This is a genomic window from Streptomyces sp. Je 1-332 (assembly GCF_040730185.1).
GTDB lineage: Bacteria > Actinomycetota > Actinomycetes > Streptomycetales > Streptomycetaceae > Streptomyces.
Map to the genome: position 1 here is coordinate 3374878 of NZ_CP160402.1, position 15728 is coordinate 3390605.

Genomic DNA, 15728 nt, shown 5'->3' on the forward strand with positions numbered 1-15728 from the left:
GTTGCCTTTCGCGTGACTGGAGCGACGACTGCGGCACGGGATGCCGAGTCGTCGGTGAACGTAGCGGCAGTCGAACGCTTGTCACAAGTCGATGCAGCGGAGATCACGTGAAAGTCACAGCCCTGACGACCCGTCATCTAAACGTCGTTTTGAAGGCTTCTCATCCGCCGATTATTTGCTCTGCTGTGCGGGTGTGAACTCCACGGGCAGCGTGCGCAGTCCGCGCATGATGAGCCCGCCGCGCCACCTCAAATCACCAGGTTCTGCCGCAAGGCGCAGGTCAGGGAGGCGGCGCAGGAGCGTCGCGAGCGCGGCCTGGCCCTCGAGCCTGGCGAGGGGCGCGCCGAGACAGTAATGAATGCCATGGCCGTAGCCGAGGTGTTGGTTGTCGCGGCGGGAGAGGTCCAGCGTGTCCGGCTGAGCGAATCGCTCAGGGTCGCGGTCGGCGGCGGCGAGGACGACCAGGACGGGGTCGCCGGCGGCGATGTCCTCCCCGCCGATCGTCAACGGCTCGGTGGCGAACCGCCACGTGGCGAGCTCGACGGGACCGTCGAAGCGGAGGAGTTCCTCGAGCCCCGTCTCCAGGAGCCCAATGTCACCGTCCTTGAGGGAGTCCTGAAGCCGCTCGCGCTGCTCGGGGTGGGTGAGGAGGGCGAAGGTGCCGTTCCCGATGAGGTTGACGGTGGTCTCGAACCCGGCGAAGAGAAGGATGAACGCCATCGCGGCGGCCTCGTTCTCCGTGAGGTGCTCGCCGTGGTCGGAGGCGCGGATGAGTCCGGAGATGAGGTCGTCGCCCGGTTCGAGGCGCTTGCGGTGGATCAGCTCGGCGAGATAGCCGCGCATCTTCTTCACGGAGCGGGCCACCCCGCCCCTCGGCCCTCCCCCGTGGCGGATCATCATCCCCGCCCAGTCGCGGAAGTCGTCCTGGTCCTCGCGGGGCACGCCGAGCAGGTCGCAGATCGCGTAGATGGGGAGCGGGAAGGCGAAGTCGTGGATGAGGTCGGCTTCCCCCTTCTCCACGAACTGGTCGATGAGCTGGTCGGTCAGCTCCTGCACCCGCGGCGCGAACTCGGCGACGCGGCGGGGCGTGAAGGCCTTGGAGACGAGGCGGCGCAGGCGGGTGTGGTCCGGCGGATCGATGTTGAGCAGATGCGTCATGAGGTTGGCGCTGCGCTCGCCGGGGATGCCGGTCTTGCTCTTCGCGTCCGAGGGCTCGCCGTGATGGGCGGGATTCTTGCTGAGCCGCGCGTCGGCGAGCGCCTGCTTGGCATCCCCGTATCGGGTGACCAGCCAGGCCTCCACACCACTGGGCAGCCTGGTCCTGCGCACGGGCGCGTTCTCACGGAGCCAGGCGTAGGCGGGGTAGGGGTCGGTGGCGAACTCCCATGTGAAGAGTTCTGGCCCCTGGGCCTCGGACACGGGGGTGTGCGCCCCTGCGGGGCAGGCTGCGGGGGTGTCCCCTGCGGGGGCCGGCGGCTGGTCTTGCATGGGGTCGACGTTATCCCGGCGTCCGCATGGCGGATTCCGGCCCCGGGGTCCTCGTGGCCCTCATCACCGGCTCCGCCGAGTTCGTCCTCAAACGCCGGACGGGCTGATCAGTCCCCTGCCCCGGACGGGCTGGTACTCCCCTGTGCCTCGCCCTCCGCCGCCAGGACCGCGTCCCGGTAGGCCCGAGCCGCCGCTCTCAGGGCCGCCTCCGGGTCCACACCCTCCGCCTCCGCGTGCAGGGCGAGCGCGAGGAGTTCGTAACCGACGCCGTCCCCGGAAGGGAAGGGGACCTCAAGGCCCGCCGTCCGTACCCGGGAGGCCAGCTTCGACGCCAGTGCCAGGCCCGGCTGGCCCAGGGGGATCCCCTCCGTGACCGATGAGCGCTGCTTCTCCTCGGCCTTCGTGCGCAGCCAGTGCGCCTTCACGTCCTCCGGGGTGTCCGCCGAGTCGTCGCCGAACACGTGCGGGTGGCGGTGGATGAGCTTCTCCACGATCGTGCCCGCCACGTCGTCCACGGAGAAGGGGGCCTCGTCGTCCTCCTCGGCGATCCTCGCGTGGAAGACCACCTGGAGCAGGACGTCGCCCAGCTCCTCCCGCAGCTCGTCCCTGTCCCCCTCCTCGATCGCCTCGACCAGTTCGTACGCCTCCTCGATCGCGTACTTCGCCAGGCCCTTGTGCGTCTGCTGGGACGACCAGGGGCACTCGACGCGGATCTGGTCCATGACCTGGACCAGGTCGAGGAGGCGCGCACCCGGCAGGTCGTACGACGCCGGGAGCAGCTCAAGGTCGGGCATCGCGACGCGGCCCGAGCCCGCGAGCCTCGCCAGGCCGTCCGTCAGGGCGCTGTCGCCATCGGCCGTGGCGATGACGATGACCGTGCGGTCGCCGGCGCAGGCATCCACCAAGTCCTGGGCCGTGGGCGACGCCTGCTCCACCCGCACGCCCGCCTCGCGCAGATACGGCAGCTGGGGGTGTCCGGCGTCGGCGCACAGGACCTCGTCGGCCCCGTGCAGGGCCTGCCACGCGGGCCAGGAGAGCAGTCCGGGGGCCACGCGGTGGCTGGTGGTGAGGAGGATGACGCGGCCGGGGGCGTCGGCCTGAGGCGTGGTTGCGTTCACCCGTCGAACGTAACGCACGCCGCCGACGGCCCCCGACCCACGGCCTTACGCCTGCTCGGGGCCCGCCGCGCCGCCCCCGGAGACCTCGCGCACCCACGGCGTCTTGGAGTCCGCGCGCTTGCTCTTCTCCACGTCCCACGTGCCGTAGCGCGGGTTCAGGTCCACGCCCAGCTTCTTGGAGGCCTTGGAGAGTTCCTTCCAGAAGACCGCCTGGCCCTTCGGCGCGTTCATGTCCGCGCCCAGTTTCCTGGCGAGCTTCTGGGCCTCGATCTCCGTGCGGAGGCTGTTCTCCAGCTGGGACGGGGCGACGCTGTACTGCTGGAGCCAGCCTTGTTCGAGCTGCTTCTTGCCGCCCGCCTGCTGTTCGAGGCCCGCTCTCATCCGCTGGATGTCGCGGCGCGACACGTCGACGCCGGCGTCGACCGCCGCCTGGTGCAGCACCTTGTCGAGGACCATCGTGTGCAGCGTGCTGCGGGTGAGGCCGCCGGACTTGGCGATGGCCTGCTCGTACTGCTGCTCGTCCGGGATCGCGGCGCGCTGTGCGGCGCGCACCTCGTTCACCCGGCCCTCCAGCTGCGAGACCGTGATCCGGTCGTTGCCCACGACGGCCGCGGCGCCCGGATGGGCTTCGGCACCGCAGGCGGTCAGGAGGGGGGCCGCGGCGATCGCGGCGGTGGAGAGGACGAGCGCGGTGCGACGGCGGCGGTGCAAGTGAGCCTCCCGGTCGGAGATTGTGCGGCGGTGCACAAAGTCTTGCGGTGATCGATGTTAGGGAGTGGCCGGTCTCTCGGCCACCCATTCGACCAACGATTCGCGCGGAGTTGGGGTACGTTCCCGCCTTCAGCCCCGCACCTGGCCCAGCCACTGCAACGTACGCCGGATCTCCACGGGGAAGGGGTGGCCCACCCCGTGCATCCGCTCGGCACGGGCTCACAGGCTCACAGCAGGTGCCGCACCCACACGTTCGGCTCCACGTACACCGCATAGCCGCGCTCCGGCTCGCAGAGCACCGGCACCAGCGCGCCCGGCACCTCGACGGGACCGGCGGTGTCGAACGGCAGGCCCGTCCACGCCCGCCACTGCGCGGTCGAACCGGACACCGTCATCGACGCGTGCGCCACCTTCTCGATGGTGCCGCCCGCCCGGACGTGCACCCGCAGCCACGGGTCGGCCGGCAGCCCGTCGTCCCGCTTGCGCTGCGCGTACGTGTCGATCAGCTCGGCCGGTTCGAGGTGCTTGGCGTTCGGGCGGACCGGGGCCACGACCTGCGCGTGGCCTCGCGCGCGTGCGTTCTCGCGCATCGCGGCGAGCATCCGCCCGGAGACACCGTGCCCGAGGAACTCCTTCGCCACGGTGATCTCGATCGCGCTCACCGTGTCGGGCTTCCTGCCGTGCCGCAGGTCGGAGAACGCCCACAGCATGACCTGGTCCCAGCCGCCGTCCGGCAGCTCCCTGCGCCCGTCGGCGTCCAGCGCGAACGGCACGCTGAACGCCTTGGCCGCGACCGTGCCCCCCTCGTCCGTGGCGACCAGGACGTACTCGGGAAGGTCCTTGACGATCCGCCCGATCATCGACCACGCGATGGGATCGTTCCCGATGAACTCCGGCCAGGTGTCGTCCATCTCCCAGAGAGGCCCGGCGAGTTCGGGCCGCTCGGCCAGCGTCGTGATCTTGAGGTCCATGCCCCAGACGGTAACGGGCGGGGACCAGCATGTTAAGCCATTTATCTGTACCTACGAGTACGTACAGACGACCGGGCCTCAGCGCGCGTGGAACCGCCCCGGCGCCGCCGTCGGACCGCCCCCGGCCGGCAGCTTCTCGCGCGGGCAGTCCGACAGGACCCGCTTCATCGCGTCCCGCTCGGCCCCCGTCACCCACACCTCGTACTTCTTCTTCACCGCCACCTGCCGCGCCACGTAGGCGCACCGATAGCCCTTGTCCGGCGGCAGCCACGTGGCCGTGTCGCCGTCCCCCTTGCCGCGGTTGGGGCCCGCGTCGACCGCGAGGAGGTTGAGCGGGTCGTTGGCGAAGGCGATGCGCTTGCTCGGCTTCCACGTGCCCGCGCCCTTCTGCCAGGCGTCCGAGAGGGCGACGAGATGGTCTATGTCGACCTGGCTGCGACCGCGCACGAACGTCACGTCCTTGCCGGTGTACGGGTCGGGCGAGAGCGCGCCGGACGACACCTCACATTCCTCGCCGTCGCTGTACTTCACGTCCTTGAGGTCGCGCTTGAGGATGTCGTCGCGGGTTCCGCAGCCGTTGGAGTCCGTGTCGGCCCAGGGGCTGCCGAAGCGGTCGCGGTCGTAACCGGTCTTGGGGGCGCGCCCCTTGACGGTGAGCGTGTCGACGGCGGCGAAAGCGGGTCCCCCCTTGGCGTCGGGCCCCGAAGAGCCGCCGGGCTCCGCCTCCAGGGTGCAACCGCTGACGACGAGCACGAGCAGCAGCGCGGTCCCGACTCCCTTGCCGCGAAGGCTCACTGGACCGTCACCTCCGCCCCGAGCGCGAGCGTGCCGGGCGTCACGACGTCCGCGTACACGCCGATGCACATGCCGCGCGAGGCGGTCAGCGTCTTGAGGACGCGGTGGTCGGCCGGGAGGCCGCGCTGGGCCTGGGTGGTCATGACGCAGCGTTCGACGCGCTCGACGACGCGCAGCCGCGGGCCGCCGTCGAAGGCGATCTCCCGGCCGACCCAGCCCTCCTCGATCCAGGGTTCGTCGGTCTCGACCACGATGTTCTTGCGCAGCCTGCGCACGTCGACGGGCTCGGGGTCGCCGAGCAGCTCGCCGAGTGCGCGCAGCGAGGCGGTGCCGACCAGGGAGACGGCGCCCGCGTCCTGATGGCTCACCTCGCCTTCGCGCACCAACTCCACGCCGGCTCCGAAGAGTTCGGGCACCCGCGGATCGCCGGGCCGCAGCCTCTCGCCGTCCGGGGTGGTGACGACGGGGCCGCCGTCCTCGTACGCGGCGGAGTACTCCAGCATCCCCGGCGTGCGCCGGAACCTGCGGGTGCTCTTCCCGCTCCCCAGCTTCCCGTCCGCGTACCGCAGGGCCCACAGCCGGTCACCGGCCACGCCCCGCTCGTCGAGGACGAGCCGCTCGTGTTCCTCCCCCAGCATCGACTTCACCGGAAAACAGACCAGCCCCACCACGGCTCCATGCCCCACGGCACATCCCCTCCCCTGACCCACGCGCTTCGGTCTCTCCCCGTCACCGTAATGGCGTCGGCATTACCTCCGGCGTAATCGCCCCCTCCCCGGCGCTACGGAAGTATCGACGGCATCGCAGGAACACCGACCGAGGAGTCCGGATGACCGTCAAGCCCGCCACCGAAGACGCGACCCGCGCCGCCGTCCAGGCCTTCCTGGGGTTCCGGCTCAGCGGTGACAGCGAGGGCCTCACCGCCCTCTTCGCCGACGAGGTCGACTGGATGCTCGCCGAGAATCCGGGCGTGCCGTGGATCCGGCCGCGGACCACCGCCGCCCAGTGCGCCGCCCAGTCCGCCGAACTCGCCGCGCACACCGTGCCGGAGAAGGCCGGCGCCACCGTCGACACGATCGTGGTCGAGGGAACGGAAGCCGTGCTCTTCGGGCAGCTCCGGGGCACCGTGCGGGCGACCGGCAAGTCCTTCGAAGGCCCCTTCGCGCTGCGCCTGACGGTCGAGGACGGGCGGGTCACCCGGCACCACCTCTACGAGAACAGCCGCTCGATCGCCGACGCCTGCACCCCGTGACCGCCCCCTACGACCCCACGATCGTCGTCAGGAACTCCCCGACCCAGCCGAGGAGTTCACGCCCCACCAACGGCTTCCCGCCGACCTTGGCCGTCTTCGGGCGCGGCACGAGCAGCTGCTGGGCGTTGGCCTTGATGACCGTGCCGGGGTAGAGCCGCTTGAGGCGCAGCTCCTGCGACTCCCGCAGCTCCACCGGGGCGAACCGGATGTTGTTGCCCTGGAGCACGATCTCGCCGACCGAGCACGCGCGGGCCAGCATGCGCAGGCCCGCCACCAGCAGGAGGTTCTCCACGGGCTCGGGCAACTTGCCGTAGCGGTCGGTGAGTTCCTCGCGCACCGCCTTGACGTCCTGCTCGCTGCTCGCGGACGCGATCGAGCGGTAGGCCGCCAGGCGCAGCCGCTCCCCGGGGGCGTAGTCGTGCGGGACGTGCGCGTCGACCGGCAGCTCGACCTTGACCTCCAGCGGCGGCTCCTCCTCCACGCCGCCCTCCAGGGACGCGCGGTAGTCGGCCACCGCCTCGCCCACCATGCGGACGTAGAGGTCGAAACCGACGCCCGCGATGTGACCCGACTGTTCGCCGCCCAGGAGGTTGCCCGCGCCGCGAATCTCCAGGTCCTTCATCGCCACGTACATGCCCGCGCCCATCTCCGTGTGCTGGGCGATGGTCGCCAGGCGCTCGTGGGCGGTCTCCGTGAGGGGCTTCTCCGGCGGGTAGAGGAAGTAGGAGTAGCCGCGCTCACGGCCACGGCCGACACGGCCGCGCAACTGGTGGAGCTGGGAGAGGCCGAAGTTGTCGCCGCGTTCGACGATGAGGGTGTTGGCGTTGGAGATGTCGATGCCCGACTCGACGATCGTCGTCGAGACGAGCACGTCGAACTTCTTCTCCCAGAAGTCCACCACCACTTGTTCCAGGGCCTGTTCGGACATCTGGCCGTGCGCGGTGGCGATGCGGGCCTCGGGGACGATGTCCCGCAGCCGGGCCGCCGCGCGGTCGATGGACTCGACGCGGTTGTGGATGTAGAAGACCTGGCCCTCGCGGAGCAGTTCGCGGCGGATGGCCGCGCCGATCTGCTTCTCCTCGTAAGGGCCGACGAAGGTCAGGACGGGGTGGCGCTCCTCGGGGGGCGTGGTGATGGTCGACATCTCGCGGATGCCGGTCACGGCCATTTCGAGCGTACGGGGAATGGGGGTGGCCGACATGGTCAGGACGTCGACGTTGGCCCGCAGCTTCTTCAGCTGTTCCTTGTGCTCGACGCCGAAGCGCTGCTCCTCGTCGACGATGACCAGGCCCAGGTCCTTGAACTTCGTCTCGGACGAGAAGAGGCGGTGCGTGCCGATGACGATGTCGACCGAGCCGTCACGCAGGCCCTCCAGGGTGGCCTTGGACTCGGTCTCCGTCTGGAAGCGGCTCAACGCCCGCACCTTGACGGGGAATTGGGAGTACCGCTCGCTGAAGGTGCCGAAGTGCTGCTGCACGAGCAGCGTCGTCGGGACCAGGACCGCGACCTGCTTGCCGTCCTGGACCGCCTTGAAGGCGGCGCGGACCGCGATCTCCGTCTTGCCGTAGCCGACGTCGCCACAGATCAGGCGGTCCATCGGGACCGTCTTCTCCATGTCGTCCTTCACCTCGGCGATGGTGGTCAGCTGGTCGGGCGTCTCCACGTACGGGAAGGCGTCCTCCAGCTCGCGCTGCCAGGGGGTGTCGGGGGCGAAGGCGTGGCCGGGGGCCGCCATGCGGGCGGAGTACAGCTTGATGAGGTCGGCGGCGATCTCCTTGACCGCCTTCTTCGCGCGCGCCTTCGTCTTCGTCCAGTCGGCGCCGCCCAGGCGGTGCAGCGTGGGGGCCTCGCCGCCGACGTACTTGGTGATCTGCTCCAGCTGGTCGGTGGGGATGTAGAGGCGGTCGCCGGGCTGGCCGCGCTTGGCGGGGGCGTACTCCACGACCAGGTACTCGCGGGTGGCGCCCTGGACGGTGCGCTGCACCATCTCGATGTAGCGGCCGACGCCGTGCTGCTCGTGGACGATGTAGTCGCCGGCCTCCAGGGTCAGCGGGTCGATCGTCTTGCGGCGGCGGGCGGGCATCCGCTGGCCGTCCTTGCCGGCCGCCTTCTGGCCGGAGAGGTCGGTCTCGGTGAGGACGGCGAGCTTGAGCGCCGGGTCGATGAAGCCGTAGTCGATCGAGCCGCACGTGACGTGCACGAGGGAGGGCGTGAGCTCGGCGAGCTCCGCGTCGAGGCGGGCCGCGATGCCCTCGCCGCCCAGGACCTCCACGGTGCGGGCGGCCGGTCCGTGGCCCTCGGTCACGTAGACGGTGCGCCAGCCGTCGGCGAGCCAGCCCTTGGTGTCGGCGAGGGCCTTCGCGGTGTCGCCGCGGTAGGTCTCGGTGGCGTGCATGCCGAGCTTGAGGGTGTCGCCCGCCGCGTCAGCGGCAAATGTCGCCGTAAGATCTTCGTCGGCGGCGAACGGCGAGACCGACCACCACATCATGCCGAGGTCGCTCGCGTGGTCGCGCACGTCCGCGATGCCCCACAGGGAGGCCGCGCCCACGTCGATGGGAGCGTCACCGCCACCGGCGGTCGCCGCCCAGCTGGCCTGGAGGAACTCCTGGCTGGTCGCCACCAGGTCGGCGGCCCGGGTCCGCACGCGCTCGGGATCGCAGACCACGGCCATGCTGTCCTGCGGCAGTACGTCGAGCAGCAGCTCCATGTCGTCGACCAGGACCGGCGCGAGGGACTCCATGCCCTCGACGGCGATGCCCTCGGCGATCTTCCCGAGCAGTTCGCCGAGCTCCGGGTGCTGCTCGGCGAGGGTGGCGGCACGTTCCCGTACGTCGTCGGTGAGGAGCAGCTCGCGGCAGGGCGGGGCCCACAGGCCGTGCTCGGCGACTTCGAGGGAGCGCTGGTCGGCGACCTTGAAGTAACGGATCTCCTCGACGTCGTCGCCCCAGAACTCGACGCGGAGGGGGTGTTCCTCGGTCGGCGGGAAGACGTCCAGGATGCCGCCGCGCACGGCGAACTCGCCACGCTTCTCGACCAGCTCCACCCGGGAGTACGCGGCTGCCGCGAGGGCCTCAACGGTGTCGTTCAGGTCCACGCTCTCGCCGGTGCGCAGGGCCACGGGCTCCAGGTCGCCCAGGCCCTTGACCTGCGGCTGGAGCACCGAGCGCACGGGGGCGACGATGACGGAGACGGGGCCCGTCTCGGGGTCGTCGGGGCGCGGGTGGGCAAGGCGGCGCAGGACGGCGAGGCGGCGGCCGACGGTGTCGGAGCGGGGGGAGAGGCGCTCGTGCGGGAGCGTCTCCCAGGAGGGGTACTCCACGACGCCGTCCGGCGGGATGATCGTGCGCAGGGCTGCCGCCAGGTCCTCGGCCTCGCGGCCGGTCGCCGTCACGGCGAGAACGGTGCGGTTCGTCTCACGGGCGAGGGCGGCGACCGCGAAGGGCCGGGCGGCGGGCGGGCCGACCAGGTCGACGTGCATGCGGTTGCCGTCGGTCGCGGCCTTGACCGCTTCGGCGAGTGCGGAGTCCTTGACGACAGCGTCGAGCAGACCGTGCAGGCTCATGTGGGCTTTCGCTTTCCGTCCAGGTTCCAGGGCGCGCGGGGGCAACGCGAACCGCCCGGCACGTCGCACGGGCCGGGGATCTCCAGCGTACGACTCCGGACTGACAGCCGCTGCACGGAAAGTGCTTATCCAGCCCGTCCGGCGTTTGAGGACCGGGGTCCGGGGCGGAGCCCCGGGAACGGCGCGGGAGCCCCGGGAACGGCGCGGCGGCCGGAGGAGGCAGAACCGGGCGCACACGAATCGGCCCCCGGCAGGCGATGCCTGCCGGGGGCCGATCTCCCGCACCCCCGTAGCGGGAGCTACTCCGTGGCGATGGCGTTCAGGACGTTCATCCGGCCCGCCCTGAAGGCGGGGACCAGCGCCGCGAACAGGCCCACGAAGGCCGAGCCGATGAAGACGGTGATGATCGTCGGCCAGGGGATCTCCAGGACCTTCAGGCCCTCCAGGGCGAGCAGCTTCTGGGCCGTCGCACCCCAGCCCATGCCGAGGCCGAGGCCGAGCAGGGCGCCGAAGAGGGCGATGACCACCGACTCCAGGCGGATCATGCGGCGCAGCTGGCGGCGCGAGAGGCCGATCGCCCGCATCAGGCCGATCTCACGGGTCCGCTCGACCACCGACAGGGCGAGGGTGTTCACCACGCCCAGGATCGCGACGATGATCGCGAGGCCGAGCAGCCCGTAGACCATGTTCAGCATCTGGCCGACCTGGTCCTTCAGCGTCTGCTTGAAGTCGGTCTGGTCCATGACCTTGTACTGCGGGTAGTCGGCCATGGCCGCCTTCAGCGACTTGTACGCCGCGTCCTGCTGGCCCTTCTCCGCCTTGGCGAACATGATCTCGTTCGGCGGCATCCGGTCGGCGGGCACGTACTTCGCGGCGGTCGAGATGTTCACGTACATCGCGCCCCCGTCGATCGTGGCGTCGCTCGACGTGATGGCCCGGACCGTCATCTCGCCGGTCCTGCCGTGGTCGAAGGCGAGCTTCACCTTGTCGCCGACGGTGATGCCGTGGTCCTTGGCGAAGTCCTCACCGACCGACATCGAGTCCGGCTTGTAGGCGTCGGCGAGCTTGCCGGCGACGGGCTCGCTGCGCAGGTCCTCGGCGTAGGTCGCGTCGGCGGCGCTCAGGCCGACCTTCTTCGCGGTCTTGCCGTTCGGGGCGGTCAGGTCCGCCTTGACGTCCTTGTACTGGGTGATGTGGGCGATGTGGTCGGCCTTCTCCAGGGACTTCGCGGCCTTCGGGGTGATCGCCTGTCCGTTGTCGGACTGGATGATGAAGTCCGCGCCGACCGACTTGTCGAGCTCGTCCGTGGCCGAGGCGACCATCGAGGAGCCGACCACCGACAGGCAGGCGACCAGCGCGAGGCCGATCATCAGGGCCGCCCCTGTAGCGCCGGTGCGGCGCGGGTTGCGCAGGGCGTTGCGCTCGGCCATCCGCCCGACGGGCCCGAACATCCGCAGGATCACGACGCTGATGACGCGGACCACGCCATTGGCGAGAACCGGGCCGATGACGACGAAGCCGATCAGGGTGAGGACGACGCCGCCGCCGAGGAAGAGCGATCCCTCGCTCGCCTTGTCCGCCTGGGAGGCGGTGTAGAGGCCGAAGACACCGGCGCCGGTGAGGACCAGGCCGATGACCGCGCGCAGGGCGCTCGCCTTGCCGTCGGCCGGTGTCCCGGCGTCACGCAGGGCTGCCATCGGGGAGACCTTGGCGGCTCGCCTGGCGGGGAGGTAGGCGGCGAGGACGGTGACGACGATGCCGAGGACCATGCCGACCACGGGCGTCGTCCACTTGACGGTGAGGTCCTGGGTGGACAGCTCCATGCCCATGCCGGACATGAGCTGCATCAGACCGACGGCCAGACCGACGCCCGCGCCGACGCCGAGGACCGAGCCGATGACGCCGAGCAGCAGCGCCTCGACGAGCACCGAGCGGTTGACCTGCTTGCGGCTCGACCCGATGGCGCGCATCAGGCCGATCTCGCGGGTGCGCTGGGCGACCAGCATCGAGAAGGTGTTGATGATGAGGAAGATGCCGACGAGGAAGGCGATCCCGGCGAAGCCGAGCATCGCGTACTTCATGACGTCGAGGAAGCCGCTGACGCTCTTGCGGCCGTCGTCCGAGGTCTCCTGCTGCGTCCTGATCTTGTACGCGGAGGCCTCGGCGCCCATGGCCCCGGTGACGTTCCGCTTGAGCACCGCGTCACTGACGCCGGCGGCGGCCACCACGTTGACCTGGGTGAACTTGCCGGTGGAGCCGATGAGTTCGCGCTGCGCGGTCGCCGTGTCGAAGTAGATGATCGCGGCGCCGGGGTTGGTCACCTTGAAGGTGGCTATGCCGGAGATCCTGGCGGTGTGGTCGCCGGAGACGGCGATCGTGCGCAGCTCGTCACCGATCTTGAGGTGGTGCTTGTCGGCGGTGTCGGAGTCGACCATCACCTCGGTGGGGCCGCGCGGGGCGTGCCCGGAGGTGATGTCCATCGAGCGCTTGTCGTTGTCCGTCCAGTTGCCGGCGATGGTCGGGCCGCCGCCGGTCGGACCCACGTTCTTCTTCTCGGAGTTGACCACGGTGACGGCGGTGCTGCTGACCGCGCCCTGCGCCGACTTCACCCCGTCGGCCTTCTTCGCCCGCTCTACTGCCGATGCGGGAATCGACTCGGGCCGGCCGCTCTCCCCCGTCTCCCCCGTGTCCTTCGCGTCCTTGGACGTGACGGTGACGTCGGCTGACGTCGCGGCGAAGAGCTTGTCGAACGTCGTGTTCATCGTGTCGGAGAAGACGAGCGTGCCGCAGACGAACGCCACCGACAGGACCACGGCCACGGCGGAGAGCGCCATGCGGCCCTTGTGCGCGAAGAAGTTGCGCATCGAGGTCTTGAGGACGCTCATGACGTACGCCCCCGGGCGTCGAAGTCCTTCATGCGGTCAAGGACGCTCTCGGCGGTGGGCGAGTACATCTCGTCCACGATCCGGCCGTCCGCGAGATACAGCACCCGGTCCGCGTACGAGGCGGCCACCGGGTCGTGCGTGACCATCACGATGGTCTGCCCGAGCTCGGTCACCGACTTGCGCAGGAAGCCCAACACCTCCGCACCCGCACGGGAGTCGAGGTTTCCGGTCGGCTCGTCACCGAAGATGATCTCGGGGCGCGCGGCCAGGGCGCGGGCCACGGCGACGCGCTGCTGCTGGCCGCCGGAGAGCTCGGTCGGGCGGTGCTTGAGGCGGCCCGCGAGACCGACGGTCTCCACGACCTGGTCCAGCCAGCCGCGGTCGGGCTTGCGGCCCGCGATGTCCATCGGGAGCGTGATGTTCTCGATGGCGTTGAGCGTGGGCAGGAGGTTGAACGCCTGGAAGATGAAGCCGATCCGGTCCCGGCGAAGCTGCGTGAGCTTCTTGTCCTTCAGGCCGGTGATCTCGGTCTCGTCGAGGTAGATCTGCCCGGAGGACACGGTGTCCAGGCCCGCGAGGCAGTGCATCAGGGTCGACTTGCCGGAGCCGGAGGGACCCATGATCGCGGTGAACTGCCCGCGGGCGATGTCCACGTCGATCTCGTCGAGCGCGACGACCCGGGTCTCCCCGGACCCGTACGCCTTCACGACCTGGCGCGCCCGTGCCGCCACGGCCGTACGCCCTCCAGTGCCCCCGTGCCTGGGAATGGTTACAGCCGATGTCACGGTATGTCTCCTCAGTCGGTTACGCGGTGGATCAGGTGTGCTCGGACGTGTTCGCCGCGCATAAAGAGTCTGGTCGTCCGACGGCCCCTGCGCCCTGGTGCCCAGCGCAGTCTTCTGCTGGGGAAAACCCCACCCCCGAAGGTGTGGCTGGTCCGACCCGAGGTCTCCCCCGAGTGCGCCCCGAGGTCTCCCCCGAGCGCGCCCCGAGGCGCTCCCCCAAGTGCGCCCCGAGGCACTCCCGCTGCCGCCCCGTCGGCATAAAGCCAATCTAAGAAGCGGCAGGGGCCTTCTCATCCTCCGGCGGTACGAACGCTCCCCGGTCCGTAGTACGGAGGTTCCCCTAGGGGATCTCCACCTCCCGGGGGAGCGGTTCTCGGGGCCGCTCCTCCCTCCTGCCGACCGGACACCGGCCCACCAGCCAGGATGCTCACCACCCCTGCCCCGGACGCACATCGGGTGAGAAGGTGGCCGGAAGCAATTAGATGCAGGGGGAAGGAAGTTCGGTGGGCGGCACAGGCGGCATACCCTCGGCCACGCGGGACACCCGGCGGCGCGGACCCGTCGTCGCCGCCCTCATGCTCGCCATGGCGCTCGCCGCCCTCGACTCCACGATCGTCTCGACGGCCATCCCGCAGATCGTCGGCGACCTCGGCGGCTTCTCCGTCTTCTCCTGGCTCTTCTCCGGCTATCTGCTCGCCGTCACCGTCACCCTGCCCATCTACGGCAAGCTCTCCGACACCTTCGGCCGCAAGCCCGTCCTCATCGCGGGCAGCATCCTCTTCCTGATCGGCTCGGCCCTGTGCGCCGTGGCCTGGAACATGGCGGCGCTCATCGCCTTCCGCGTCGTCCAGGGGCTGGGCGGCGGCGCGCTCCAGGGGACGGTGCAGACCCTGGCCGCCGACCTCTACCCCCTCAAGGAACGCCCCAAGATCCAGGCGAAGTTGTCCACCGTATGGGCCGCCTCGTCGATCGCGGGGCCCGCGCTCGGCGGCCTGATCGCCGCGTACGCCGACTGGCGCTGGATCTTCCTGATCAACCTGCCCATCGGGGCGGTGGCGCTCTGGCTGATCGTGCGCCACCTGCACGAGCCGCAGCGCGCGGAGACCACCCGCGGGCGCACCGACTGGGCCGGCGCGTTCACCGTCTTCGCCTGCGGCGGCGTCCTGCTCACCGCGCTCGTGCAGGGCGGCGTCGCCTGGGGCTGGCTCTCCGCGCCGTCGCTCGCGCTGTTCGCGGGCGGGCTGCTGCTCGCCGGGGCCGTCGTGGTCATCGAGCGGCGCGCGGCGGAGCCGATCATCCCCGGCTGGGTCTGGCGCAGGCGCACCATCGCCGCGGTCAACCTCGCCCTGGGCGCGCTCGGCCTGCTGATGGTCGCGCCCACCGTCTTCCTGCCGACGTACGCCCAGTCCGTGCTCGGCCTCGCGCCGATCGCCGCCGGGTTCGTGCTCTCCGTGATGACCCTGAGCTGGCCGGTCTCCGCCGCCCTGAGCCAGCACGTCTACCGCAGGCTGGGCTTTCGCGACACGGCGCTCATCGGCATCAGCGGCGCCGCGCTCTTCCTCTTCGCGTTCCCCTTCCTGCCCTACCCGGGGCAGGCCTGGCAGCCGGCGCTGCTCATGCTGCTTCTCGGCGCGGCGCTCGGCCTCTTCCAACTGCCGCTGATCGTCGGGGTGCAGTCCACCGTCGGCTGGTCCGAGCGCGGCACGGCCACCGCCTCCATCCTGTTCTGCCGCCAGATAGGCCAGACCCTGGGCGCCGCCCTCTTCGGCGCGGTCGCCAACGCGGTCCTCACCTCACGGCTCGGCGGCGCGGGCTCCCTGGACTCGGTGGCACACGCCCTGGAGAACACCACGGACCCGGGCGCGGTCGCCGACCCCGAACGGCTGCGCCGCGCGGTCGACTCGGCGGTGGACACCGTGTACGTGGGGGCGGGGTGCGCGGCGGTGCTCGCACTCCTCGTACTGGTGTTCCTGGCCCCCCGGTGGTTTCCGGTAATCGGGGCGGAGACCCCGGAGAACGGCGAGGTGGGAGGCCCGGAGGGCAGCGGAAAGGCCGAACTTGCCCCGCGCGAAAGCCCCCTGAACAGACCGGCCGAATAGACCGACCAACCAGTATGGGAAAAACCCTTCGCGGCCGCGCTACTTACCAGTAGCGTGCTCGG

General features: G+C 70.5%; 11 protein-coding genes. 2 read left to right on the plus strand and 9 right to left on the minus strand.

The features are described 5' to 3' along the window. Nucleotides 1-171: 171 nt before the first annotated feature. The 6 genes from ABXJ52_RS15185 to ABXJ52_RS15210 form a co-directional block, all read right to left on the minus strand. Nucleotides 172-1488 (minus strand): cytochrome P450, encoded by a 1317-nt coding sequence (locus ABXJ52_RS15185; protein ID WP_367042696.1) that lies wholly within the window; start codon nt 1486-1488, stop codon nt 172-174. Between the two features lie 107 nt (nt 1489-1595). After that, complete coding sequence (locus ABXJ52_RS15190; protein ID WP_367042697.1) at nt 1596-2606, minus strand: nucleoside triphosphate pyrophosphohydrolase; 1011 nt, start codon at nt 2604-2606, stop codon at nt 1596-1598. Between the two features lie 45 nt (nt 2607-2651). After that, nucleotides 2652-3317, minus strand: a complete 666-nt coding sequence (locus tag ABXJ52_RS15195) for a SurA N-terminal domain-containing protein (RefSeq protein WP_367042699.1) — start codon at nt 3315-3317, stop codon at nt 2652-2654. A 227-nt stretch (nt 3318-3544) separates the two neighbouring features. Then, nucleotides 3545-4288, minus strand: a complete 744-nt coding sequence (locus ABXJ52_RS15200; RefSeq protein ID WP_367042701.1) for an N-acetyltransferase — start codon at nt 4286-4288, stop codon at nt 3545-3547. 78 nt (nt 4289-4366) lie between these two features. Next, nucleotides 4367-5041: an HNH endonuclease family protein gene (locus tag ABXJ52_RS15205; protein ID WP_367049076.1), complete on the minus strand. Its 675-nt coding sequence runs from the start codon at nt 5039-5041 to the stop codon at nt 4367-4369. A 38-nt stretch (nt 5042-5079) separates the two neighbouring features. Beyond that, complete coding sequence (locus ABXJ52_RS15210) at nt 5080-5769, minus strand: MOSC N-terminal beta barrel domain-containing protein (protein ID WP_367042703.1); 690 nt, start codon at nt 5767-5769, stop codon at nt 5080-5082. Nucleotides 5770-5912: 143 nt separating this feature from the next. Here ABXJ52_RS15210 and ABXJ52_RS15215 point away from each other — a divergent pair, with 143 nt between their 5' ends. After that, nucleotides 5913-6335, plus strand: coding sequence for a nuclear transport factor 2 family protein (locus tag ABXJ52_RS15215; RefSeq protein ID WP_367042704.1), 423 nt, complete (start codon nt 5913-5915; stop codon nt 6333-6335). 7 nt (nt 6336-6342) lie between these two features. Here ABXJ52_RS15215 and mfd read toward each other — a convergent pair whose 3' ends face one another. The 3 genes from mfd to ABXJ52_RS15230 form a co-directional block, all read right to left on the minus strand. Next, nucleotides 6343-9897: a transcription-repair coupling factor gene (gene mfd / locus ABXJ52_RS15220; protein ID WP_367042705.1), complete on the minus strand. Its 3555-nt coding sequence runs from the start codon at nt 9895-9897 to the stop codon at nt 6343-6345. A 299-nt stretch (nt 9898-10196) separates the two neighbouring features. Further along, nucleotides 10197-12782, minus strand: coding sequence for an FtsX-like permease family protein (locus ABXJ52_RS15225; protein WP_367042708.1), 2586 nt, complete (start codon nt 12780-12782; stop codon nt 10197-10199). Then, nucleotides 12779-13567: an ABC transporter ATP-binding protein gene (locus tag ABXJ52_RS15230; RefSeq protein ID WP_190083515.1), complete on the minus strand. Its 789-nt coding sequence runs from the start codon at nt 13565-13567 to the stop codon at nt 12779-12781. The genes ABXJ52_RS15225 and ABXJ52_RS15230 overlap by 4 nt, the downstream gene beginning before the upstream one ends. A gap of 482 nt (nt 13568-14049) precedes the next feature. Between ABXJ52_RS15230 and ABXJ52_RS15235 the strand changes: the two genes are divergently transcribed. Next, entirely contained in the window at nt 14050-15666 is a 1617-nt protein-coding gene (locus ABXJ52_RS15235; protein WP_367042711.1) for an MFS transporter, read from the plus strand. The last annotated feature ends 62 nt before the right edge of the window (nt 15667-15728 follow it).

What these genes read in the sequence shown, in the direction of transcription:
- ABXJ52_RS15185 (WP_367042696.1), bottom strand. Translation starts at nt 1,488, where the DNA reads ATGCAAGACCAGCCGCCGGCCCCCGCAGGGGACACCCCCGCAGCCTGC.
- ABXJ52_RS15200 (WP_367042701.1), bottom strand. Translation starts at nt 4,288, where the DNA reads ATGGACCTCAAGATCACGACGCTGGCCGAGCGGCCCGAACTCGCCGGG.
- ABXJ52_RS15215 (WP_367042704.1), top strand. Translation starts at nt 5,913, where the DNA reads ATGACCGTCAAGCCCGCCACCGAAGACGCGACCCGCGCCGCCGTCCAG.
- mfd (WP_367042705.1), bottom strand. Translation starts at nt 9,897, where the DNA reads ATGAGCCTGCACGGTCTGCTCGACGCTGTCGTCAAGGACTCCGCACTC.
- ABXJ52_RS15225 (WP_367042708.1), bottom strand. Translation starts at nt 12,782, where the DNA reads ATGAGCGTCCTCAAGACCTCGATGCGCAACTTCTTCGCGCACAAGGGC.
- ABXJ52_RS15235 (WP_367042711.1), top strand. Translation starts at nt 14,050, where the DNA reads ATGCAGGGGGAAGGAAGTTCGGTGGGCGGCACAGGCGGCATACCCTCG.